Raw genomic sequence first — 21908 nt, 5'->3', positions numbered from 1 at the left:
TACGTAATAACTATTGTGAAATAAAACTAAAAAAACAGCATTTTCACTATGTTAATTTCGGTTATGTTTGGTGCTTAATTTTTAGGCATCATACTTTTTGAAGTGCTACCAACAATTTTTAATAATAAATCTATATGATTATGTAAATTCAGGCTGCCTGAAATATTTTTAGTGGCACAAAAGGAACATTTACTTATAAAATAGCCGAGTATTTAACATTTCTTTGCAATTTTAGATAAAGGCATCACCATGACTTCTTTAAAATCCAAAAAATCGCTGAGTTTAATTTGGCAAATCGTTATCGGTTTGGTTTTGGGCGCAATTATCGGGCAATTCGCTAACTACGCCATCCATTCTCCAAATTCTGGCATCAATCCGCAAATTGCCAAAAGTATTGTCAACGTGATTGGCATTTTGGGTGATTTGTTTGTGGGGGCGTTGAAAGCGGTTGCACCATTTTTGGTGTTTGTGTTGGTTACTTCGGCGGTAGCAAAACACAATCATGGGGTGAAAACCAATATTCGTCCGATTTTATTTTTATATTTATTGGGTACATTTGGTGCGGCGGTGGTTGCGGTGGTAGGCAGTTTCATGTTTCCGAGTAGCATCACCTTGGTGGGTGCAGACAGCGTTGGTGTGAATCCACCTGAAGGCATTGGTGCGGTATTGCATAATTTATTAATGAATTTGGTGTCTAATCCGTTTGCATCTTTGGTAAATGCCAATTACATTGGGATTTTATTTTGGGCGATTTTGTTGGGATTGGCGTTGCGCCGTGCATCGGTTGCCACGTTGGACATGATTCATGATGTGTCTCATGCGGTTTCGGCGATTGTGCAATGGATTATTAAACTTGCGCCATTTGGTATTTTGGGTTTGGTAACGGTAACGACCGCAACGACGGGTTTTGGCAAAATGATGACTGAATATGGTCAATTGATTTTGGTGTTACTCGGTTGCATGGCGTTTGTGGCATTTGTGTTGAATCCGATGATTGTGTTTTGGCAAACACGCAAAAATCCGTATCCATTGGTTTTGATGTGTTTGCGCGAGAGTGGAATTCCTGCATTTTTCACGCGCTCATCTGCGGCGAATATTCCTGTGAACATGAGTTTAGCGGAAAAATTGAATTTGCATGAAGAAACGTATTCGGTGTCTATTCCATTGGGGGCAACCATTAATATGGCTGGTGCAGCGATTACGATTACGGTGTTGTCATTAGCGGCCGCCCACACGCAAGGTATTCAAGTGGATTTTATGACGGCGTTGTTGTTAAGTTTGGTGTCTACGATTAGTGCGTGCGGTGCATCGGGCGTGGCAGGTGGTTCGTTGTTGTTGATTCCGTTGGCATGTAGTTTGTTTAATATTCCAAATGAGATTGCGATGCAAGTGGTGGCAGTTGGCTATATTATTGGTGTGATTCAAGATTCTGCTGAAACGGCATTGAATTCATCAACCGATGTGTTGTTTACAGCAGCGGCAGATATGGCAAAAAACAGAAATACCAATCAATAAATTCATGAAAATAAGGCAGCTTGAAAGATTGCGCATTATCTTTCAGGCTGCCTGAAAATTATTTTTGTTAATGGTTTCACTGAAGGCGTTGTCCTTTAGGCGGTCTTAAATGTCTCAACAATCTGAATTTAATCTAGAAATCTTCCTAAAATCTTTACCCAATTCCTCAGGCGTGTACCGCATGATTGCCGCAGACGACAGCGTTTTGTATGTGGGCAAGGCGGTGAATTTGAAACGCCGTGTATCCAGTTATTTTCAAAAATCCGACCATTCGCCACGTATTTCGTTGATGATTAAGCAGATTGCGTGGGTGGAAATCACGCTCACGCGCAGCGAAGCCGAAGCCTTAATTTTGGAAAATAATTTAATTAAATCATTGTCGCCAAAATATAATATTTTGTTTCGTGATGACAAATCTTATCCGTATTTGATGATAAGTGGACACACGTTTCCAAAGTTGGCGTATTTTCGTGGCACGCCCCAAAAGCCCAATCAATATTTCGGCCCTTATCCCAACGGTTATGCGGTGCGCGATAGCATTGAGATTTTGCAGAAAGTGTTTCAGTTGCGAACGTGTGAAGACAGCGTGTTTTCACATCGCGACAGACCGTGTTTGCTCGCGCAGATTAAGCGTTGTTCCGCGCCGTGCGTGGGTTCGGTGTCGCGTGATGATTACGCGGAACAGGTGCGAAATGCGGCGGCGTTTTTGAATGGTAAAACGGCAGATTTGTTGAAAGATTTGGAAAAACAAATGTTTCAGGCTGCTGATGATTTGGATTTTGAAACGGCGGCGAAATTGCGCGACCAAATTCAGGCGTTGGGCGTGATTCAGAGCAAGCAATTTATTGACAGTCAAAGCGTGGGCAATCAGGCGGATATTGATATTGTGGCGTTGGCGCAGGCGAATGGTGGCGTGTGTTTGCATTGGGTCAGCATTCGCGGTGGGCGGCACGTTGGCGATAAATCTTTTTTCCCCGACACGCGCCACGACCCAAATCCAAACGGTCAGGATTATGCGGAAGCCTTTGTCGCACAACATTATTTGGGCAAAATGAAGCCCGATGTGTTGATTTGTAATTTCAGGCTGCCTGAAAGTTTGCAGGCTGCTTTGAATAGCGAACACAGTCGCGCGATTCAATTCCCGAAAGCGGAAAAAGGCGAGCGCAAAGTGTGGCTGAATAGGGCAATTCAAAACGCGGAACACGCGCTATCGCAACATCAATTACAAAATGTGAATCAACAAGCGCGAGTGGCGGCGTTGGCGGAAATCGTTGGGCTGCCTGAAAGCGATTTGCAGCGTTTGGAATGTTTTGACATCAGCCACACGCAGGGCGAAGCGACGATGGCGAGTTGTGTGGTTTACGATGATTTTGCCATGCAGCCGAGCCAGTATCGCCGTTACAACATCACAACCGCTACCAATGATGATTACACAGCCATGCGCGAAGTTTTAACGCGGCGTTATGGCAAAATGAAACAGGCGCAGGCTGCTGGTGAAGTGGTTCGTTTTCCTGACGCGGTGTTGATTGACGGCGGCATGGGGCAAATTGGCGTGGCGGTGGCGGTGTGGGAAGAGTTGGGTTTGACGATTCCGTTGGTTGGCATTGCGAAAGGTGTGGAACGCAAGGCGGGTTTGGAAGAATTGATTTTGCCGTTTTCGGGCGAGCGTTTCAGGCTGCCGCCTAATTCGCCAGCCTTGCATTTGTTGCAGACGGTGCGCGATGAAAGCCACAGATTTGCGATTACGGGAATGCGTGCGAAACGCGATAAGGCGCGAGTTACGTCTTCGCTGAATGATATTGACGGCGTGGGCGCGAAACGGAAAGCGGCGTTGTTGATGCGGTTTGGCGGATTGCGTGGCGTGCAGGCTGCCAGCGTGGACGATTTGGCGCAGACGGAGGGGATTAGTCGGGCGTTGGCGGAGAAAATTTATGAATATTTGCATCACTGATTAAGAATTAAGAACACAGATTCTTAATTGTTAAATCCGTATTATTTATCTTTAAACTGTCCGATAATCTTATGTAAAACAGCGATTTCTGTTTCATTTAAATTCAGACAATTTGCTATTTTTAATGGAATTTCAGATGCTTGATGTTCCAGAGATTTACCTGATTCAGTTAATGAAATCATCACCGTGCGTTCATCGGTTTGATTGCGTTCACGCTGTACTAGGTTTTTTACTTGTAAACGTTTGAGCAGGGGGGTGAGTGTGCCGCTATCCAAATGTAATTTTGCCCCGATTTGATTGACGGTCTGCTCCCCTTGTTCCCACAACACCAGCATCACGAGATACTGTGGATAAGTCAAATCTAACGCATTCAAAAACGGCGTGTATTGACGCGTGATTTCTTTGGAAAGCGCGTAAAGTGGGAAACAAATTTGATTATCTAATTTTAATTGTTCGTACATAGGTTGAATATCAAAAGGCAGCCTGAAAGTGAATAGAGGTTCTTAATTGCGTGTTATAGTCGTTTAAAATTAAAAAATATTACTGCGTTGTCCGCCCCCATAATAGTGGTTGCAGTTGCTCATTTTAAACTTTAAACGACTATATTTTATCACAATCAATTTGAGAACCTGTGTCCGTAAGGTTGATAACTTGATTTTATTGACAATCTATTGCGAATACAAGGCGGCTTTTTAAGCCAACGCAGTAGGTGCATGAAGTGGCGATAAAAGCAAGCTATAGTGAATTAAATTTAGATTAGTACAGCGTTGCCAACTCCCTTATGTACTAGGTGTACACGGCGGTCGTTGTCGCCTTGTCCTAATCTAAATTTAATCCACTATATTAAGATGATGAACACAGGTTCTAACTTTCAAGCTGCCTGAAATCATCAAAATTACAAATCGAATGCTTCAATGACTTTAACGTGCAAGCGAACGTCCAAATTACCGCGTGTGGCGTTGGAATATGGGCAAACTTCGTGGGATTTACTAATTAATTTTTTGGCATCGTCCACGCTCAAACCCTCCACTGTAATTGTGATGTCAATGTCCAAACCAAATGCACCGTCTGCTTTTTGACCGATACCAACTGCCACCGAAGTACTGGATTTGCTTGGTTTTAAGCCCAACGATGGAGCAACGTGGTTCATTGCGCTGTCAAAACATGCTGCGTAACCCATGGCGAAAAGTTGTTCGGGATTTGTGCCGACTTTGCCGCTTTCATTTTGAAAGCCAACCAAATCAAAGCCGATTGAGCCGTCATCTACTTGAGTATGTCCGTCTCGTCCACCTGTTGCGGTTGCAGAAGTGTGATAAAAGATTTTCATGATATTGATTCCTTGTTTGTGTTTAAGATGTTGCAATAATAGCGAAAAATTAAATTGTGTGCAATTTAATTTCAAAATATATTTATTATTTATTTGTTTTTAAATGAATAATAAATTTTCAGGCTGCCTGAAAAGTGTTTTTAAGACTTTCAGGCAGCCTGAATTTTTTATGATAATAAAAAAGAAGAATATTTGTTATTTTCTAATGGGCTATAAAACTCATCAATTTTTTGCAATAAAACTGCAAAATCCAAATCATTAACCAAATTAAATTCAGAAGTGTTTAAACCTGTATTCAATACGAAGCAATAGTCATCAAAATGGTAAAAATCATCTTTTCTAACCAATAAACTATCTCTAATACTTGCGGTTTTAGCAACCAAGCAAATATATTGGAAATCAGGGTCAATATATCGTGTCTGATTATCAGGGTGCGCCATACTAAAATGCTGATTTGGTGTCAATGCAATCAAATTTTCTAAATAATCCGCAATAGTTGGAAATTCATTTTGCGGAAAAATATGATGAATTTGTGTCGCATTGACCGTTTCATTAGATTGTTGGATTTCTGAAATACCTAAATGATATTTGTCATTATATTGACGAACAGCTTTTTTTGCTTTCTTGATGGCATATAAAGCTAATTTTTCTACTTGAATTTCTTCTTGAGTCGGTGCGTATTCTGAACGTGTTTGAGATTTATCTTTCCCACTCCATTCATCTCGCCAATTCAAACGGTTATATTGTAAATCAGATAATATAATGTTATTTTTAGATAAATGCCCTTTAATTGTTCCTTTTTTCTTTAATTTAAATGCTAGTGGATTAAGAATTTTGGTAAAAATCCGTCCACATTCCAATTCGCCATTGATTTTAGTATATTGAATAGTAAATTCAGTAAACTTGGTTTTTAGTGTATTGAAATTTGTAGTTGTCTGTTGTGAAAAAAATTGTTCAAATAAATGAAATAATTTACTATCACGCAATACTTTTTCAATATATAACTGCAAAAATTTCAATGCATTGGTTTCACGCAAGGCAATATATTGTAATAATTCAATATGCTGAATTGTATAAATATATTTATTACCTTGTTTTTGTTCGTTTAAAATACCACTATATGCCAATAATTTAATTGGCTGACCAAAGAATTTATCATATTCATTGTTAGCTTTTTTATTATTTACATCAGGTTTTGCAAAAATATCAACAATATTTTCATTGGTGTAGGGGCTATTCCAAATGTCTTTAACTGTAAATGTTTGTTGTTCATCTTCGCCAATGTATTCCAAAATGCAATCTGCAATCATAGATACAACATCATGAGTACATTTCTGATCAATCCAACGTGCATTGCCTGTTTTGCGTACATCATAATCATGATTATTAAGAAAATTTTGAATTGATTCCATGGGTTAATCTCCGTTATATAAACCAAACCAATAAACGCTTGTACTATCAATATTTAATGAACGCGTTTGATAATTGCGTGCAATACGGTAAAATTGGCGGAATTCATCGCTTGAAATATAGAGCATTTGCTGTGGTGATAATTCCACTTTTTCCTTTGGAATCAGTAAGGCAACAGACCCATTGACAATATAACCTCTTTGTTTTTTCATTAAACGTGGGTTGTAAGTCATATTGGGTGTCATATAGACATCATCACGTTGCAAATATTGATAAACCGCCATTGATTGTGCATCATTCAAGCTAATGAATGCATCATATTGCTCAATATTAATCAACTCAGTTCCCAATTTATTAATATTTCTTGATTTTATAATTCTAATATCATCAGCATTTTTTCTTTCAAAAGATGAATTGCTATTAGTAATTTGCCTATCTCTGAAAACATTAAAAATACCAAATGTTAATTTTTTGGCGACATTATCAAAAAAATTATTGCGATAAATAACCCAATAAGGTAATGATTTATCAAAAATATATTCTTTTTCTTGCAATAAAATAATAGATTCTGTTAGAGACTGAACCCACACTTTATGTGCTTTATCTATTTTAGAAATTAAAATATTGATGGTTTCAACCAATACACCTTTAAATCCTTTTTCGCCAATATCTAAAATATTTAAAATAGAAAAAGGGTATAAAAATTCTCTTGTTAGGACATATTCAGGCGTATTAAGCAAATTTTTAGGCATCACGAAAGAAACATAATCTGCCATGTGAACTGCTTTTTCTAAGAAAAATTCAGCTAAATTAGTGGCTTTTTTATTGTAATTATTGTCTATATATTCAGAAATTTCCTTTTTCCCTAATTTGGTAAAAGGCGGATTACCAACAATTAAATCAATCGGTTGCGACAGTTGCACTTGCATGAAATTTTGACATATAAATGTAATAGAAATATTTTTAGGTAAATATGGTTGTGCATACATTACTTTTAAAATTTCTATCATGTTGCTATCAATATCCACAACAATTAAATTGACTTTTGGAATATCTGCATAATATTTAAACAATAAAGGTAGAAAATTACCACTACCAACGGAAGGCTCAACAATAGTTATTTCATCTTTATTGAATTTAGGTAAATGGCGAACAATTTCATCAATAATAAATGAATTAGTAAAAAATGCTGAATGATTATGGCGTTTCGCATTCGCTAATTCAATAATTGATGATAATGAAGTCCAATGAATTTCATGGCGATAATTTTCAATAAATTGAATTAAATGAACAGTGTCGCTTAAATTTAATTCATTAATGAGTTGGGTAATTTCCTTTTCAGGCAGCCCTTTTTGTTTGAAAAAAAAATCAATTTTTTCAGCAATCTGTTTGAAAATAATGGTTGGTACAGCTTCGCCAATACTTTGGCGAATATTCATTTCTTCTTTTTTGGATACTTTACGTTTTTCATCAGCATCAAGCGCATTGAGTTCCACTAATGATTGACTTAACCATTGAAAATCATCAGGGATAGACATCAGTTTCATCAATTCACGAATAGAAAAAACGCGGTCATCTGTTGGGTGGACTGTATTTTGGCTGGCTAATTGGTCATTTCGTGTATGAATACATGGTGCAACTGCTTGCCATTTTTGGCGTGTATATTTATCGCCATTTTTGGACGCATTGACTACACGTTTTCCATCTTTAATTTGATGTGGAATTTTCAATGGGTCAGTCTGCTCAAAAGCTGATTGTCCTTGTTTTAAATCATGAATCCATGCACGCATATGCTCTGGATAAATGCGAAAACTGTGATAAAAATCTTGTTCATCATATTCCCCCCATTCCAATGATTTCAGGCTGCCAATTACATTTTGCAAAACGGTTTCTTCTTGATAATCAGGATACAATTCCAATGGCGAAATGGTTTGTGCCAATTTTTTCTCTACGCCAATGACTACGGTACGTGTACGAGATGAATATGCACCATAATTTTTAAAGTTGATAACTTGATGATAAATTGTATAATTTACCCCTAGCTCCGCAGAAATCATGGCGCCAATGCTCATGATGTCTCCCTGTTGATTCACACAACCTGTTTTCCAAAATAACGGAACATTTTCAAAAATAAAAAAGCGCGGTTGAATTTGCTTAATCATTTCCACGCTTTGAACAATCAAACTGTTACGATTTAAATCATCATCATTTTTTTTATGATTGGCAACACTCATGCCCTGACAAGGTGGGGTAGCAATGACAACATCTACTTTGTCATTGCCTAGTTTATGCCATTTTTCTATTTCAGCATAAATGGCTTGTTTGGTTTCAGCTTGTTGAATATCGCCAGCAATATAACCTGTTTCATAACGGCATTTATTATTTAATTTTTGGATATTCAATCTTTTAGGTAAAAGTTCATTGGTGGCAATACATTCAAAGCCAGCTTGTTTGAAACCGTAGCAGCCTACGCCTGCTGATGAAAATAAACTAATATAGGTTAATTGATTGTTTAACATTGAGATTTCTTACTATTGATGATGGTATAGATGCCTATTTTACTTTGTTTTCAGGCAGCCTGAAATATTTTCAAGCTGCCTTTTGGTGTATTATAAGAAAACACAAGACAGAAAATAACTATTCTGAAGCCTTTGCAAAACCTCATTTTTTTAATAGTGATAGAAAATAAATTCCTCAAATTTCAAAAGGTTTCAGGCTGCCTGAAAAGTGTTTTTAAGACTTTCAGGCAGCCTGAATTTTATAATATTAATCAAGCATAAATACGGTTTTCGCCATTTCCGTCAATATTTTCCACGCAACGCGCACACAATGTAGGATGTTGCGCCACGCTGCCTACACTTGCGACATAATGCCAACAACGTTCACATTTTTGTTCTTGGCTTGAGGTAACGGTTGCGCTTAATTCATCGCCTTGAACCAATTGAATTTTGGAAACCAGCATCACAAATTTCAATTCATCGCCCAATGTTTCCAGTGCAGCAAACACATTTTCAGGTGCAGTTAAAACCACTTCGGCTTGCAGCGATGAACCAACTTCTTTGCTGACGCGTAGCGGTTCAATAGCGGCACTGACGGCGGAACGTGCTTCGCGGATGGCTGTCCATTTTTCCAGCAAAGCGGTTTCGCTCGCGGCTAGCATGGTTGGAAATTCGTGCCAAGTGTGATACAGAACGCTGTCTTCTTCGCCACCGCCAATTAATTCCCACGCTTCTTCGGCTGTGAAACACAAAATCGGCGACATCAACAACACCAAACTACGCGTGATGTGATACAACGCGGTTTGTGCTGAACGGCGTGCATGGCTATTGGCTTTGGTGGTGTACAAACGGTCTTTCAAAATATCCAAATAGAACGCACCCAAATCTTCCGAACAGAATTGCACCAATTCTTGTACCGCAAAGTGGAAAGCATAACGTGGATAATATTCACCAGCCAATTTTTCTTGTAATTGACGTGCTAAAACAAGCGCATAACGGTCAATTTCCACCATATCTGCTTGTGGAATCGCGTCTTCAATTGGATTAAAATCTTTCAAATTCGCAAATAAGAAACTTAATGTATTGCGAATACGGCGATAAATTTCAGTAACGCGCTTCAAAATTTCTTTAGAAATCGCTAATTCGCCCGAATAATCAGTATTTGCTGCCCATAAACGCAAAATATCCGCACCAAATTCGTTGTAAACTTCCTGTGGAGCAACCACGTTGCCGATGGATTTAGACATTTTGCGACCGTTTTGGTCTACCACAAAGCCGTGTGTCAGAAGTTGTTTGTATGGAGCGCGTCCCAAAGTCGCGCAACCTGTTAGCATGGACGATTGAAACCAACCGCGATGTTGGTCAGAACCTTCCAAATAAAGGTCGGCTGGGTGTGCCAATTCATCACGTTGTTTTAAAACAGAATAATGCGTGCTGCCTGAATCAAACCAAACGTCCATCGTATCGGGCAATTTGTCGTATTGTTCGCAATCTTCGGGCGACAACAATTCGGATTTATCCAATTCAAACCAAGCGTTAATGCCTTTTTGTTCAATTTTTTGGGCAACTTTTTCCAATAATTCGGCTGAATTGGGGTGTAATTCGCCCGTTTCTTTGTGGGCAAACAGAGCCATTGGTGTTCCCCAAAAACGTTGGCGTGAAACCACCCAATCAGGGCGACCTTCAATCATCGCTTGTAAACGCGCACGCCCCCAAGCTGGGAAAAATTCCGTATCGTCAACGGCTTTTAACGCGTTGTTGCGAAGTGTTGTGCCGTTTGTTCCCGCTTTGTCCATACCGATAAACCATTGGCTTGTTGCGCGGTAAATCAACGGTGTTTTGTGTCGCCAGCAATGCGCGTAGCTGTGTTCAATTTTATCGTGTTTCAATAAACGGTCGTTTTCTTTTAACCATTCAATAATCGCATCATTGCCTTGTTTGAACACGTGCATACCTGCCAAACGTGGTACTTCGCTGATAAAACAGCCTTGCGCATTGACAGGATTATACAATTTGATGCCGTATTTATTGGATACAACATAGTCTTCCAAACCGTGTGCAGGCGCGGTGTGAACCAAACCCGTACCCGCGTCCGTGGTAACGTGATCGCCATTTAAAATTGGGATTTCACGGTCTAAAAATGGGTGTGTGGCTTTCAAATTTTCTAACGCCGCGCCAGTCGTTTCCGCCAACACGCTGCCTGAAAGCTCGTAGCGTTTCAACGCGTCTTCCGCCAAATCTTTCGCCAACACTAATTTGCCTTTTGGCGTGTCAATCAATTGGTAAACAATATCTGCGCCTGCTGAAATGGCTTGGCTGGCTGGTAATGTCCAAGGTGTCGTTGTCCAAATCACGGCAAAACATTCGCCTGAAATTTCAGGCAGCCTGAAAGCCTTTGCCAAAGCCGCGTTATCATTAAATAAATATTTCACGTCAATGGCAGGCGAAACTTTGTCTTTGTATTCCACTTCTGCTTCGGCAAGCGATGAACCACAATCCAAACAGAATTGCACAGGTTTTGAACCGAGATACAAATAACCTGCTTTGTAGATTTCGCCTAAAGTGCGAACCGTGTCGGCTTCGGTTTTGAAATCCATGGTTAAATAAGGTTTTTCCCAATCACCCACCACACCCAAACGAATGAAATCTTTTTTCTGACGTGCAATTTGTTCTGTGGCGTATTCACGGCATAATTCGCGGAATTTGCTGTGTGGCATGTCTTTGCCATGCAATTTTTCTACCATCACTTCAATAGGTAAACCGTGGCAATCCCAGCCTGGAACATAAGGTGCATCAAAACCCGCCAGTGTTTTACTGCGGATAATGATGTCTTTTAAAATTTTATTGACAGCGTGTCCGATGTGAATATCGCCGTTGGCATACGGTGGGCCATCATGCAAAATGAATTTCGGACGACCTTGTGCGATTTGGCGCAATTTTTGGTAACGTTTTTGGTCTTGCCATTGTTTGACCCAAGCGGGTTCACGTTTGGCAAGATTGCCACGCATGGGAAAGGGGGATTCGTGGAGGTTCACGGTTTTGGAATAATCGGTCATGTGTTTTACTCTTTATTATTTTGAGAAAATTTGTTTCAGGCAGCCTGAAAATCAATAAAATGTATTTTATTTTACAAGCCTAAACTTGATTTGTCTTGATTTTTCTGTTTTGAATCAGTTTTTGTCAAGCCGAAAATTTACCATCAATCAATCCATAAACGATTTTTTTGCCACAATTTTATTGGCAAAATTGCGTTAATTTTACTTTTTCAGGCAGCCTGAAAGCACACAAACCACACATTTACACTGTTTTCATTTAAAATAGACACCATTTTTGAATTGAATTTTAGTTTAGGAGCATTCCATGTCCATCTCGTCTTTGGTAGAGAAACTCAAGCTGCGATTGCCCATTGTGCAAGCCCCAATGGCAGGCGGTGCGACCACGCCCGAATTGGTGTCAGCAGTCAGCGAAGCAGGGGCGTTGGGCTTTATTGGTGGCGGCTACCTGATTCCACAAGACCTGATTGCACATGCCGAAGCCGTCCGCGCCAAAACAGGGCGACCTTTTGGGATTAATTTATTTGTATTAACTCGTGAACAAAGCACGCGTTTAACCGACCCCATGCCAGCATGGCTAACTAATGTGTATCATAGACGCGGTTTACCCCTACCCAAGCAGCCACAAGCCCTTCCCATTTTTGATGACCAATTTGAAGCTTTATTAAACATTCAACCTGCTGTTGCATCGTTTAGTTTTGGTATTTTGAATGATGAACACGTCCGCGCATTAAAAGCAAAAAACATCGCCATCGTAGGTACGGCTAATCACGCTGAAGAAGCAAAATATTGGGAAGATATCGGTGCTGATGCTGTATGCGTGCAAGGTGCAGAAGCGGGTGGGCATCGTGGTGGATTTACCGAGCAGTATGTTAATCAACCTATGGGTTTGATGTCGCTGATGACGCAATGTCGCCAAAGCGTGCGCATTCCGTTGTGGGCGGCTGGTGGTTTGATGACGGGGCAAGCAGTTGCTGCTGTTCGCAATATGGGTGCAGAAGCCGCGCAAATGGGGACCGCATTTTTGAGTACACGTGAATCGGGCATTAATCGTGCCTATAAAAACGCTTTATTTGATGTGCGCCGTGCCATTACAGCGCACACCAAATTATTCACAGGTAAACCAGCGCGGATGTTAATCAATCGCTATATCCGCGAAAACATGGCAAATGAAAACAATACCGCCAGTTATCCACAACAACATGCCTACACCCAATCTTTGCGTTCGGCAGCTGCCCAACAAGGCGATGTAGAATACATGGCGTTATATGCTGGAAAAGGCGTGGGTTTGTGTCGTGATATGCGTGTAGCGGATTTAATTGACGCGTTGGAAAAGGAGTATTTGGGTGCAATCGGTGCGGAAGTGCCTGAAAGCAATCGTAAATCAAGTATCAGTTATATTGAAGATTGATGAATTGACTAAATTAAGGCTGCCTGAAAATCAAAAAAATGGTTTTCAGGCAGCCTGAATGATTTTTTTTATTCTTGAATAATCCGTACTTTTAGACCGTTACGATAAATTTGAATTTCCATAATGGGGTTTTTGTCAATCATCATGGCGATGCCTTGTGTAGAAAATGAACTGGTTTGTAAAATATGTTCAAAGTCATTGCGCTCGGTTTTGGAGCGTGTTTGGCAATCTTGGGTATCGAATTTATCGCGTTTATGAAATGTGTGGTAATTGGCGCGGTCTTAGCGCAAAATGGCGATGACGCTTTTTTTATCGTAGCCTGAAATAATGGATTTTCCAGAGCTATTGAGTTTATCTTGTGGAGAAATTTGGGCGGTGTAGCTGCAAATGAAAGTGTCTGCGGCCCATGCTGGTGTGGTTAGAAATACACTTAATAAACTGATAATATAAAATTTTTTCATATTTCAAACCCTTTAATCTAAATCTAAATGATGCTGACATTTGGCACAAACGCCAGTCAAAACAACGTGTTCTTCTTTTAATGAAAAACCTGATCGTTCTACGCCTGTGCGTAAGGCTGCCCATTCTTGATTTAAACTTTGTTCATCAACTGCGCCGCATTCGGTGCAAACCAAAATAAAGCTGCTGTTATGTTCGTGCACATCATTGCAATGATGATTGCATTCATGTTGTGCATGGTGGCATAAAATATAGCCATTGACGGCAGGAATTTTGTGTAACACGCCCAAGTCTGCCCAAAAATCCAGTGCGCGATAAGCGGTGGGAGGTGCAACGACATTTTGGCTGACACGCTGCATTTGTGCTAAAACGGTGTATGCTTTGATGACGCCGTCAAGTTGTAACACGATGTCCAATACTTGTTCTCGTAATGGGGTAACTTGTGCGCCGCGCGAGATGCAATCAGCTAAAATTTTTTCTTTTGCGATGACCATGATCTTGTCCAAATGAAATAAATACGACGCAATCATACCATCAACCGACTGAATGCTAGCGAGAATTTATGTTTGATTGTGGCATACTGATGTATTGGTAGAGATGTATTTGTTGAGTTATTTTTGAGTTATTTTTGAGTTTTATTTTCAGGAAGTGTTTAAAAACTGCGATTATGTTGAGATTAAATACTGTTAAGAAACAATGTATTTATTAATTTTGAGGGGAATATTTGTTTATTTTTTGTTGACGGTTTTTGGGTATAGGCGTATAGTTCGGTTCTTCGCTGCTACGGCGGTTGAGTTAGTCAAAACGAATTAGTTTACTGGTTTATTTGGCTGAGTACAAGGATTATTTGAAGCTCTTTAAAATTACAGAATACCGATAAGTGTGAGTGCCTGATGGTCTCACACTGCGAGAAAAACAGACAAGATTGTAATAGGTGATAAGCCGATTACTCTTTGTTGGTTTCTTTGAAGCAGACCAGAATTAAGTAAGTTAGAGATTGAACATAAGAGTTTGATCCTGGCTCAGATTGAACGCTGGCGGCATGCTTTACACATGCAAGTCGGACGGCAGCGGGGTAGTGCTTGCATTACTGCCGGCGAGTGGCGAACGGGTGAGTATAATATTGGAACGTACCGAGTAATGGGGGATAACTATCCGAAAGGATGGCTAATACCGCATACGTCCTGAGGGAGAAAGCGGGGGACAGGCAACTGCCTCGCGTTATTTGAGCGGCCAATATCGGATTAGCTAGTTGGTGGGGTAAAGGCTTACCAAGGCGACGATCCGTAGCGGGTCTGAGAGGATGATCCGCCACACTGGGACTGAGACACGGCCCAGACTCCTACGGGAGGCAGCAGTGGGGAATTTTGGACAATGGGGGGAACCCTGATCCAGCCATGTCGCGTGTATGAAGAAGGCCTTAGGGTTGTAAAGTACTTTTGTTAGGGAAGAAAAGGCATTTGCTAATATCAGATGCTGATGACGGTACCTAAAGAATAAGCACCGGCTAACTACGTGCCAGCAGCCGCGGTAATACGTAGGGTGCGAGCGTTAATCGGAATTACTGGGCGTAAAGCGAGCGCAGACGGTTACTTAAGCAAGATGTGAAATCCCCGAGCTCAACTTGGGAACTGCGTTTTGAACTGGGTAGCTAGAGTGTGTCAGAGGGGGTAGAATTCCACGTGTAGCAGTGAAATGCGTAGAGATGTGGAGGAATACCGATGGCGAAGGCAGCCCCCTGGGATAGCACTGACGTTCATGCTCGAAAGCGTGGGTAGCAAACAGGATTAGATACCCTGGTAGTCCACGCCCTAAACGATGTCAATTAGCTGTTGGGGCACTAGATGCCTTAGTAGCGAAGCTAACGCGTGAAATTGACCGCCTGGGGAGTACGGTCGCAAGATTAAAACTCAAAGGAATTGACGGGGACCCGCACAAGCGGTGGATGATGTGGATTAATTCGATGCAACGCGAAGAACCTTACCTGGTCTTGACATGTACGGAATCTCTCAGAGACGGGAGAGTGCCTTCGGGAGCCGTAACACAGGTGCTGCATGGCTGTCGTCAGCTCGTGTCGTGAGATGTTGGGTTAAGTCCCGCAACGAGCGCAACCCTTGTCATTAGTTGCCATCATTTGGTTGGGCACTCTAATGAGACTGCCGGTGACAAACCGGAGGAAGGTGGGGATGACGTCAAGTCCTCATGGCCCTTATGACCAGGGCTTCACACGTCATACAATGGTCGGTACAGAGGGTAGCCAAGCCGCGAGGTGGAGCCAATCCCAAAAAACCGATCGTAGTCCGGATTGCACTCTGCAACTCGAGTGCATGAAGTCGGAATCGCTAGTAATCGCAGGTCAGCATACTGCGGTGAATACGTTCCCGGGTCTTGTACACACCGCCCGTCACACCATGGGAGTGGGGGATACCAGAAGTAGGTAGAATAACCGCGAGGAGTTCGCTTACCACGGTATGCTTCATGACTGGGGTGAAGTCGTAACAAGGTAGCCGTAGGGGAACCTGCGGCTGGATCACCTCCTTTCTAGAGAAAAGAAGAGATTGTTAGGTACTCACACTTATCGGTATACTGAATTGAGATGCGAAGAGCAAGAATGCGAAGAGCAAAAGAATAGAGACGACTTAATGGGTTTGTAGCTCAGGTGGTTAGAGCACACGCTTGATAAGCGTGGGGTCGTAGGTTCAAGTCCTACCAGACCCACCAAGACCTAATTGGGGGCATAGCTCAGTTGGTAGAGCACCTGCTTTGCAAGCAGGGGGTCATCGGTTCGATCCCGTTTGCCTCCACCAAATATTTAGAGGTAGAACCAAATATTTAGAAGTCAAATATTTAGAAGTAGAGCTGAACAGTAGAATTTAAAAGTAGAAATTTCAAATTAAAGTGAGTTTGTGGAAGTTGTTTACGAAGAAGTTGTTTACTAGATAGTTTTATAACTTACTTTTTATAACTTACTTTAATTTGCGATTTAAGAAACGCATTGATCTTTAACAAATTGGAAAGCCGAAATCAACAAACAAAGACAATGTTGATTTGTTTAGAATGCTGTTTGATGCAACAAGTAGTGTTCACATTTCAGGCAGCCTGAAAAGGTATTGGTACTGAAAGAAGAAATAAGCAAATCATAAGAATTTGGGTGATGATTGTATCAATTGTTCTTGAAAGACAAAAGGCAAGAACAATACACAACAAAGCAGTAAGCTTTGTCAGATTAGAGAATCTAAGTAATGCTGGCAGTCAACGCCAGTATCTACGAAGTCAGAAGGTTCTTCAAATGATAGAGTCAAGTGAATAAGTGCATCAGGTGGATGCCTTGGCGATGATAGGCGAAGAAGGACGTGTAAGCCTGCGAAAAGCGCGGTGGAGCTGGCAAAAAAGCATTGATACCGCGATGTCCGAATGGGGAAACCCACACAGCAATGTGTATCCTAATCTGAATACATAGGATTAGAGAAGCGAACCTGGAGAACTGAACCATCTAAGTACCCAGAGGAAAAGAAATCAACCGAGATTCCGCAAGTAGTGGCGAGCGAACGCGGAGTAGCCTGTATATGATAATTATTGAGATAGAAGAAAGAATTGGAAACTTCTGCCATAGTGGGTGATAGCCCCGTATTTGAAATCTCAATGATGGTACTAAGTATACGAGAAGTAGGGCGGGACACGAGAAATCCTGTCTGAATATGGGGGGACCATCCTCCAAGGCTAAATACTCATCATCGACCGATAGTGAACCAGTACCGTGAGGGAAAGGCGAAAAGAACCCTGGGAGGGGAGTGAAATAGAACCTGAAACCTGATGCATACAAACAGTGGGAGCACCGTTAAGGTGTGACTGCGTACCTTTTGTATAATGGGTCAACGACTTACATTCAGTAGCGAGCTTAACCGAGTAGGGGAGGCGTAGGGAAACCGAGTCTTAATAGGGCGACTAGTTGCTGGGTGTAGACCCGAAACCGAGTGATCTATCCATGGCCAGGATGAAGGTGCGGTAAAACGCATTGGAGGTCCGAACCCACGCATGTTGCAAAATGCGGGGATGAGCTGTGGATAGGGGTGAAAGGCTAAACAAACTCGGAGATAGCTGGTTCTCCCCGAAAACTATTTAGGTAGTGCCTCGAGTATGAGACTGATGGGGGTAAAGCACTGTTATGGCTAGGGGGTTATTGCAACTTACCAACCCATGGCAAACTCAGAATACCATCAAGTTGCTCCTCGGGAGACAGACATCGGGTGCTAACGTCCGGTGTCAAGAGGGAAACAACCCAGACCGCCAGCTAAGGTCCCAAATGATAGATTAAGTGGTAAACGAAGTGGGAAGGCACAGACAGCCAGGATGTTGGCTTAGAAGCAGCCATCATTTAAAGAAAGCGTAATAGCTCACTGGTCGAGTCTTCCTGCGCGGAAGATGTAACGGGGCTCAAATCTATAACCGAAGCTGCGGATATACTTTTAGTATATGGTAGGGGAGCGTTCTGTAAGCCTGAGAAGGTGATTCGTAAGGATTGTTGGAGGTATCAGAAGTGCGAATGTTGACATGAGTAGCGATAAAACGGGTGAAAAGCCCGTTCGCCGAAAGCCCAAGGTTTCCTACGCAACGTTCATCGGCGTAGGGTGAGTCGGCTCCTAAGGCGAGGCAGAAATGCGTAGTCGATGGGAAACGGGTTAATATTCCCGTACTTTGATTCAATGCGATGTGGGGACGGAGAAGGTTAGGTTAGCAAACTGTTGGAATAGTTTGTTTAAGCCAGTAGGTGGAAAGAGTAGGCAAATCCGCTCTTTCTTAACACCGAGACGTGATGACGAGTGTCTACGGACATGAAGTGACCAATACCACGCTTCCAGGAAAAGCCACTAAGCTTCAGTTGAATCAGAACCGTACCGCAAACCGACACAGGTGGGCAGGATGAGAATTCTAAGGCGCTTGAGAGAACTCGGGAGAAGGAACTCGGCAAATTGATACCGTAACTTCGGGAGAAGGTATGCCCTCTAATGTTAAGGACTTGCTCCGTAAGCATCTGAGGGTCGCAGAGAATAGGTGGCTGCGACTGTTTATTAAAAACACAGCACTCTGCTAACACGAAAGTGGACGTATAGGGTGTGACGCCTGCCCGGTGCTGGAAGGTTAATTGAAGATGTGCAAGCATCGGATCGAAGCCCCAGTAAACGGCGGCCGTAACTATAACGGTCCTAAGGTAGCGAAATTCCTTGTCGGGTAAGTTCCGACCCGCACGAATGGCGTAACGATGGCCACACTGTCTCCTCCCGAGACTCAGCGAAGTTGAAATGGTTGTGAAGATGCAATCTCCCCGCTGCTAGACGGAAAGACCCCGTGAACCTTTACTGTAGCTTTGCATTGGACTTTGAAGTCACTTGTGTAGGATAGGTGGGAGGCTTAGAAGCAGAGACGCCAGTCTCTGTGGAGCCGTCCTTGAAATACCACCCTGGTGTCTTTGAGGTTCTAACCCAGACCCGTCATCCGGGTCGGGGACAGTGCATGGTAGGCAGTTTGACTGGGGCGGTCTCCTCCCAAAGAGTAACGGAGGAGTTCGAAGGTTACCTAGGTCCGGTCGGAAATCGGACTGATAGTGCAATGGCAAAAGGTAGCTTAACTGCGAGACCGACAAGTCGAGCAGGTGCGAAAGCAGGACATAGTGATCCGGTGGTTCTGAATGGAAGGGCCATCGCTCAACGGATAAAAGGTACTCCGGGGATAACAGGCTGATTCCGCCCAAGAGTCCATATCGACGGCGGAGTTTGGCACCTCGATGTCGGCTCATCACATCCTGGGGCTGTAGTCGGTCCCAAGGGTATGGCTGTTCGCCATTTAAAGTGGTACGTGAGCTGGGTTTAAAACGTCGTGAGACAGTTTGGTCCCTATCTGCAGTGGGCGTTGGAAGTTTGACGGGGGCTGCTCCTAGTACGAGAGGACCGGAGTGGACGAACCTCTGGTGTACCGGTTGTTTCGCCAGAAGCATAGCCGGGTAGCTAAGTTCGGAAGAGATAAGCGCTGAAAGCATCTAAGCGCGAAACTCGCCTGAAGATGAGACTTCCCTTGTGGTTTAACCACACTAAAGAGTCGTTCGAGACCAGGACGTTGATAGGTGGGGTGTGGAAGCGCGGTAACGCGTGAAGCTAACCCATACTAATTGCTCGTGAGGCTTGACTCTATCATTTGAAGGACTTTGGAAGAAATAGAAATACCAAAGCACAAAGATAAAGCTTACTGATGAATACACTTCATCACTCAAAAAATCAGTTGATTAAAGAATAAATAGGGTAAGAAAAATTAAAATTATCTTACCAACGGCTTACCAATTTGACAGTTTATGTTTGGCGACCATAGCGGTTTGGTCCCACTCCTTCCCATCTCGAACAGGACAGTGAAACAAACCAGCGCCGATGATAGTATAGTTCCTATGCGAAAGTAGGTCATCGCCAAACTCTTTATTCAAAAATCCCTTAGCCAATCTATGTTGTGTGCTAAGGGATTTTGCTTTTTAGAATTAATTCAAGATTGGGTAAATATGATTCAACCAATACATAGAAAAGCAGTATATGCTGGTAGTTTTGACCCTCCCACTAATGGTCATCTTTGGATGATTGCCGAAGCACAACTATTATTTGATGAATTAGTGGTGGCAATTGGTATTAATCCCAATAAGCACAGTACTTATTCCATTGAAGAACGTCAAGAAATGCTCCAAAGAATTACCGCTAATTTTCTTAATGTAACGGTAAGTGTGTTTGAAAACGAATTTTTGGTTAATTATGCCTCTAGTATTGATGCGTCTTTTATTGTGCGTGGTATCCGAAGTGGTGTAGATTATGAATACGAACGTGCTATTCGTTACATCAATGCTGACTTACAACCTAATATCCAAACTGTTTTTCTAATGCCACCAAGAGAAATTGCTGAAATTTCTTCTACAATGGTAAAAGGTTTGGTTGGCCCTAAAGATTGGCAACAGATTGTTCGGCGATATGTGCCACCTGCTGTGTATGACAAAATAATTTTAGATAAACAAACATAATGTCAGGTAGCCTGAAACCTTTGCAAAACCCCAAAAAATCCGCTAAATTTCTGTTACCAAGAATTTAGAGGATTTTTCCATGTCCAGCTTTTTCTATCACACCGCTCAAACCCTACTTAACCAATACACAGACCGTTTCCCATTACTTAAAATCACCCAACTTCTGGATTGGCAAGCCATTGAACAAACGCTCGTCAACCATAAAGTACACTATGTACGCAACAACGGCGGTCGTCCTGCCTATCCGTTACTACCGATGTTCCGCGCCATTTTGCTCGGACAATGGCATAGTTTGTCCGACCCAGAATTGGAACGCAGTTTGGTTACGCGTTTAGATTTCATCATTTTTTGCCAATTTCCAGATGAAATGAATCTACCCGACCACAGCACACTCAACCGCTTTCGTAATTGGTTGATTAAAGAAGGTTTGGCAGACGAACTTTACCAACAAATCAACCAACAACTGGCCCACAATCAACTCAAAGTAGAAAAAGCGCAAACGGCGATTGTGGATGCGACCATTATTCAAACTGCAGGTGGAAAACTTAAAAAATCCATTGAAATCAATGAAAATGAAGAAGTTATCCAAACACCTGCCAGTAAAGACAAAGACGCAAGATGGACAATCAAAAGCAAGCATTGGTATTTGGGCTACAAACTTCATGCACGTACCGATGAAGAGGGGTTTATTGAGCAAATTCACGTTACGCCAGCGAATGCATCTGATGTGAACAATTTAGAAACCGTGTTGGACAAGGTCGAACAGGGTGTCAAAGTGTACGCGGATAAAGGTTACGACAGTCAATCCAATCGCGAATTTTTGTAGAAAAATCAATTAGTAGACGGTATTATGCGTAAAGCACATCGCAAGAAACCTTTGATGCGTGAAGATATTGAGCGCAATAAGGAGTTGGCGAAAATCCGTTATCGTGTAGAACAGAGTTTTGCCATTTTGCATCGTATATTTAGATGTAAGCGTGCGAGTTATTTTGGGCTAGAAAAGGTCAAAGGGCAAATGGGTTTGAAAGTGATTTGTTTGAATTTGCTCAAAGCAGCAAACAAGTTAAGGCTTGTTGCGCCGATTGCTGCCTGAAAGGGCATAAGGCAGCCTGAAAATGGGCTGTTATAGTGAGATTGGTGTGATTATTTTGCTTTATTTTGTTGTGGTTGTGTTGAAATAGTGAAAACCTCAAAACAAATGAATTGTTTTGGGGTTTTGCAAAGGTTTCAGCCTGA

The 21908-nt window shown here is 42.0% G+C and carries 11 protein-coding genes, 2 tRNA genes, 3 rRNA genes and 1 pseudogene; 10 read left to right on the top strand and 7 right to left on the bottom strand.

Annotation, left to right across the window (positions count from 1 at the left end; all coding sequences use genetic code 11):
- Window positions 1-249: 249 nt before the first annotated feature.
- The gene (sstT, locus tag BWP33_RS10955) at window positions 250-1515 is read left to right on the top strand and encodes a serine/threonine transporter SstT (RefSeq protein WP_002642431.1); all 1266 of its coding nucleotides are present in this window, start codon (window positions 250-252) and stop codon (window positions 1513-1515) included.
- A gap of 109 nt (window positions 1516-1624) precedes the next feature.
- Window positions 1625-3466, top strand: a complete 1842-nt coding sequence (gene uvrC / locus BWP33_RS10950) for an excinuclease ABC subunit UvrC (protein WP_002642432.1) — start codon at window positions 1625-1627, stop codon at window positions 3464-3466.
- A 41-nt stretch (window positions 3467-3507) separates the two neighbouring features.
- Here the strand turns inward: uvrC and BWP33_RS10945 are convergent, their stop codons facing one another.
- The 5 genes from BWP33_RS10945 to ileS form a co-directional block, all read right to left on the bottom strand.
- Entirely contained in the window at window positions 3508-3927 is a 420-nt protein-coding gene (locus tag BWP33_RS10945) for a MarR family winged helix-turn-helix transcriptional regulator (protein WP_002642433.1), read from the bottom strand.
- 434 nt (window positions 3928-4361) lie between these two features.
- Window positions 4362-4793, bottom strand: coding sequence for an organic hydroperoxide resistance protein (locus BWP33_RS10940; RefSeq protein WP_002642434.1), 432 nt, complete (start codon window positions 4791-4793; stop codon window positions 4362-4364).
- 167 nt (window positions 4794-4960) lie between these two features.
- Window positions 4961-6205 carry a hypothetical protein gene (locus BWP33_RS10935; RefSeq protein ID WP_002642435.1) on the bottom strand — a complete coding sequence of 415 codons (1245 nt, stop codon included), beginning with the start codon at window positions 6203-6205 and terminating at the stop codon, window positions 4961-4963.
- 3 nt (window positions 6206-6208) lie between these two features.
- Window positions 6209-8722 (bottom strand): DNA (cytosine-5-)-methyltransferase, encoded by a 2514-nt coding sequence (dcm, locus tag BWP33_RS10930; RefSeq protein ID WP_002642436.1) that lies wholly within the window; start codon window positions 8720-8722, stop codon window positions 6209-6211.
- 251 nt (window positions 8723-8973) lie between these two features.
- A complete protein-coding gene (gene ileS, locus BWP33_RS10925; RefSeq protein WP_002642437.1) occupies window positions 8974-11757 on the bottom strand; it encodes an isoleucine--tRNA ligase in 2784 nt (927 codons plus the stop codon).
- Window positions 11758-12061: 304 nt separating this feature from the next.
- Between ileS and BWP33_RS10920 the strand changes: the two genes are divergently transcribed.
- On the top strand, window positions 12062-13165 hold the full coding sequence (locus BWP33_RS10920) for an NAD(P)H-dependent flavin oxidoreductase (protein WP_002642438.1): 1104 nt from the start codon (window positions 12062-12064) through the stop codon (window positions 13163-13165).
- Window positions 13166-13446: 281 nt separating this feature from the next.
- On the opposite strand, the gene BWP33_RS10915 is transcribed toward BWP33_RS10920, so the two are convergent.
- Together BWP33_RS10915 and BWP33_RS10910 are read right to left on the bottom strand one after the other, a co-directional pair.
- Window positions 13447-13626, bottom strand: coding sequence for a hypothetical protein (locus BWP33_RS10915; protein ID WP_002642439.1), 180 nt, complete (start codon window positions 13624-13626; stop codon window positions 13447-13449).
- A gap of 12 nt (window positions 13627-13638) precedes the next feature.
- Window positions 13639-14118 (bottom strand): Fur family transcriptional regulator, encoded by a 480-nt coding sequence (locus tag BWP33_RS10910; protein WP_002642440.1) that lies wholly within the window; start codon window positions 14116-14118, stop codon window positions 13639-13641.
- 505 nt (window positions 14119-14623) lie between these two features.
- On the opposite strand from BWP33_RS10910, the gene BWP33_RS10905 reads away from it, so the two are divergent.
- The 7 genes and pseudogenes from BWP33_RS10905 (at window position 14624) to BWP33_RS10875 (ending at window position 21765) form a co-directional block, all read left to right on the top strand.
- Window positions 14624-16165: ribosomal RNA gene (locus tag BWP33_RS10905) — 16S ribosomal RNA — on the top strand.
- Window positions 16166-16268: 103 nt separating this feature from the next.
- Window positions 16269-16345: transfer RNA gene (locus tag BWP33_RS10900), tRNA-Ile, on the top strand.
- A gap of 10 nt (window positions 16346-16355) precedes the next feature.
- Window positions 16356-16431: transfer RNA gene (locus BWP33_RS10895), tRNA-Ala, on the top strand.
- A gap of 489 nt (window positions 16432-16920) precedes the next feature.
- A 23S ribosomal RNA gene (locus BWP33_RS10890) occupies window positions 16921-19808 on the top strand.
- 162 nt (window positions 19809-19970) lie between these two features.
- Window positions 19971-20082 (top strand): 5S ribosomal RNA (gene rrf / locus BWP33_RS10885).
- Together the 16S, 23S and 5S rRNA genes with 2 tRNA genes alongside form the textbook arrangement of a ribosomal RNA operon.
- 83 nt (window positions 20083-20165) lie before the next feature.
- Window positions 20166-20672: a pantetheine-phosphate adenylyltransferase gene (coaD, locus tag BWP33_RS10880; RefSeq protein WP_040629612.1), complete on the top strand. Its 507-nt coding sequence runs from the start codon at window positions 20166-20168 to the stop codon at window positions 20670-20672.
- Between the two features lie 79 nt (window positions 20673-20751).
- A pseudogene (locus BWP33_RS10875) lies at window positions 20752-21765 on the top strand (IS5 family transposase).
- The last annotated feature ends 143 nt before the right edge of the window (window positions 21766-21908 follow it).

The sequence above is a fragment of the Simonsiella muelleri ATCC 29453 genome (assembly GCF_002951835.1).
In the GTDB taxonomy this organism is placed as follows: domain Bacteria; phylum Pseudomonadota; class Gammaproteobacteria; order Burkholderiales; family Neisseriaceae; genus Simonsiella; species Simonsiella muelleri.
Note: the sequence above shows the minus strand (reverse complement) of the source record. Positions and strands in the feature narration are given on the sequence as shown.

Bases quoted from the DNA above. Each gene is read 5' to 3' on its own strand.
- coaD (WP_040629612.1), top strand. From the start codon at position 20,166: ATGATTCAACCAATACATAGAAAAGCAGTATATGCTGGTAGTTTTGAC.
- BWP33_RS10935 (WP_002642435.1), bottom strand. From the start codon at position 6,205: ATGGAATCAATTCAAAATTTTCTTAATAATCATGATTATGATGTACGC.
- dcm (WP_002642436.1), bottom strand. From the start codon at position 8,722: ATGTTAAACAATCAATTAACCTATATTAGTTTATTTTCATCAGCAGGC.
- BWP33_RS10920 (WP_002642438.1), top strand. From the start codon at position 12,062: ATGTCCATCTCGTCTTTGGTAGAGAAACTCAAGCTGCGATTGCCCATT.
- BWP33_RS10910 (WP_002642440.1), bottom strand. From the start codon at position 14,118: ATGGTCATCGCAAAAGAAAAAATTTTAGCTGATTGCATCTCGCGCGGC.
- BWP33_RS10940 (WP_002642434.1), bottom strand. From the start codon at position 4,793: ATGAAAATCTTTTATCACACTTCTGCAACCGCAACAGGTGGACGAGAC.
- ileS (WP_002642437.1), bottom strand. From the start codon at position 11,757: ATGACCGATTATTCCAAAACCGTGAACCTCCACGAATCCCCCTTTCCC.
- sstT (WP_002642431.1), top strand. From the start codon at position 250: ATGACTTCTTTAAAATCCAAAAAATCGCTGAGTTTAATTTGGCAAATC.
- uvrC (WP_002642432.1), top strand. From the start codon at position 1,625: ATGTCTCAACAATCTGAATTTAATCTAGAAATCTTCCTAAAATCTTTA.
- BWP33_RS10945 (WP_002642433.1), bottom strand. From the start codon at position 3,927: ATGTACGAACAATTAAAATTAGATAATCAAATTTGTTTCCCACTTTAC.
- BWP33_RS10915 (WP_002642439.1), bottom strand. From the start codon at position 13,626: ATGAAAAAATTTTATATTATCAGTTTATTAAGTGTATTTCTAACCACA.